Below are 2,144 nucleotides of genomic sequence, written 5' to 3' on the forward strand. Positions count from 1 at the left end.
ACACCCCTCTCCCTATCGGGATCTCCCCTGAAAAGGAGAACTCCTAAATCATCCTAAAGACAAATCTCGAGCGGAAGTATGAATCAATTAATATGCAAAGTTCAATACTTGTAGGGATCGGCATCAGCTACGCAAGTGGGACCCCATAGGCAGAGAAAGCAAGAGCCCAACCGGCTCGAGGATAAAAAAAACAGCCCGTATGGCCTGAAGACAAAACAGATGCATAATTTTCTTACATTTGCGGCAATCCAAATTCAAGTCAATTCGCATGGAAAACAGCCAGAACAATACCATAGGATACATTTATGCACTGCAAGCCTTTTTTACTTGGGGCATATTGCCAGTGTTCTGGAAACTATTGGGCGATATTCCAGCTATGGAAGTATTGGCTCACCGTATTTTTTGGTCCTTCGTTTTCCTCATGTTATTCATCATGCTTAAGAAACAGAAGAATATCATTGCATTGCTCAAACAGAAGAAAACTCGAAACAGCCTAATTGTCTCTTCCTTATTAATCGGCAGCAACTGGGGATTATTCATCTATGCAGTAAATATCAATCAAATTGTAGAGGCCAGCTTGGGCTATTACATCAACCCCATTGTAAATGTATTATTGGGAATGATCATCCTGAAAGAGCGCTTGAATACCCTTAAAACAATTGCCTTAATCATAGCCTCCATTTCTGTTATCTACCTTACCATTGACTATGGTCGTTTTCCTTGGATTGCCATCATTCTGGCCTTGTCGTTTGGCTTTTACGGACTGGTTAAAAAAACAGCTGGGATTGAGGCCATTCCTGCCCTAACAGTCGAGACTTTTATTTTGACTCCCATAGCTGCAGGTTTTATTTTTTGGAAACTATTTGATCATAGTGGAGCTCTGTTCTCTAGCGATATCTCTACCGACGCTTACTTAATGCTTACCGGTATTGTCACCACTCTACCATTGTATTGGTTTGCCAAAGGAACACAGCGCATCCCATTATCGGCTATTGGTTTTATGCAATACATCGCCCCTACGATAATGCTTTCAATAGGGGTATTTGTATACGGTGAAGCCTTTAAAAAAGAGCAAATCATTTCATTTTCACTAATTTGGTTTGCATTGATCCTTTATACCATTTCCATGATCCGAGGAACCAGACAAAAGAAAGAAGCGAATTAATCCTTACCAAGACCTTGATTTCCTGAATCCAATACATATTTCCATTTATTATCGGCTCCCTTTTTCCAAATGGATACATAAGTGCCTTTTGTAATGGTATCAGGAGTGGTGTATTGATAAATGCCATAGGTATAGCCCAAATCACCCGACTTGGCAACAGCTGCATACGAAGGTTCCCAACTTAAGGAATAACCAGAGAGCTTCTTCTTGGAAAACAGATCCTTTATGTGTTCCCTTCCAACAATTGGATAGGAATTCTCACGCAAGAGAACGGCGGAATCATGAGCAAAAGTATAAAATGCTTCCCTAACGCCATTCTTGATTGAATAATCCGAAAAGTCACGATCAGTCTGAAGGATTTCCAGCTTGCAAACTTCCACATCAACCTTTGGATTACACGCTGTGATAAATCCACCAAATAAACATATATATACTACTTTTCTTATCTTCAATTTCATACTTTTAGTACTGTTTTAGTTTCAATAAGGGAAAATACTTATTTTCAAGCAATAAATCCTAATCTCAAAAAACATGTTAGTAAAAAAAATATCCGCAACAATTGAAACCTCTAAAATCCAGAAAGAACAGGTTTATTCCAACTCACAATTCGAAAGCCTTATTGTAAGTGTTGAAAAAGGAATGGAAATCCCTCCGCAACCGGCTCCTGCCAATGCTGGTCTTTACCTGATTAAAGGAAAACTAACTTTCGATATTGAAGGTACAATTTACGCTATTGAAGAAGATGATTTCTTCTCTTTCGAAAAAGGACAAATGCACGGACTTAAGGCTGAAGAAGATTCAAAGTTTTTAATTTCTCGCATTTTACCGGAAGAGTAGTTCATACACCCAGGGAGCATTAATTAAAATGTATATAAAAACACCCCTCTGGCTTGAAGACAAAACAAATAATTCATTCTCGTCGCAATAAGCACCCCTCACAAAACAACACCGCCAGTTGCGACAATTTATTGCAAAATCC

General features: G+C 38.9%; 3 protein-coding genes. 2 read left to right on the forward strand and 1 reads right to left on the reverse strand.

Annotated elements, in window-relative coordinates:
* The first annotated feature begins 268 nt into the window (after positions 1-268).
* On the forward strand, positions 269-1,165 hold the full coding sequence (rarD, locus tag M0051_RS19485; protein ID WP_306743243.1) for an EamA family transporter RarD: 897 nt from the start codon (positions 269-271) through the stop codon (positions 1,163-1,165).
* Here rarD and M0051_RS19490 read toward each other — a convergent pair.
* Positions 1,162-1,623 carry a DUF4440 domain-containing protein gene (locus tag M0051_RS19490; RefSeq protein WP_306743244.1) on the reverse strand — a complete coding sequence of 154 codons (462 nt, stop codon included), beginning with the start codon at positions 1,621-1,623 and terminating at the stop codon, positions 1,162-1,164. The genes rarD and M0051_RS19490 overlap by 4 nt on opposite strands.
* A gap of 73 nt (positions 1,624-1,696) precedes the next feature.
* Here M0051_RS19490 and M0051_RS19495 point away from each other — a divergent pair, with 73 nt between their 5' ends.
* Positions 1,697-2,002, forward strand: a complete 306-nt coding sequence (locus M0051_RS19495) for a cupin domain-containing protein (RefSeq protein WP_306743245.1) — start codon at positions 1,697-1,699, stop codon at positions 2,000-2,002.
* Positions 2,003-2,144 lie beyond the last annotated feature (142 nt).

The sequence above is a fragment of the Marinifilum sp. D714 genome, from assembly GCF_030851345.1.
GTDB lineage: Bacteria > Bacteroidota > Bacteroidia > Bacteroidales > Marinifilaceae > Marinifilum.

Excerpts from the sequence above, each read along its gene's own strand:
- M0051_RS19495 (WP_306743245.1), top strand. The coding sequence starts at position 1,697 with ATGTTAGTAAAAAAAATATCCGCAACAATTGAAACCTCTAAAATCCAG.
- M0051_RS19490 (WP_306743244.1), bottom strand. The coding sequence starts at position 1,623 with ATGAAATTGAAGATAAGAAAAGTAGTATATATATGTTTATTTGGTGGA.
- rarD (WP_306743243.1), top strand. The coding sequence starts at position 269 with ATGGAAAACAGCCAGAACAATACCATAGGATACATTTATGCACTGCAA.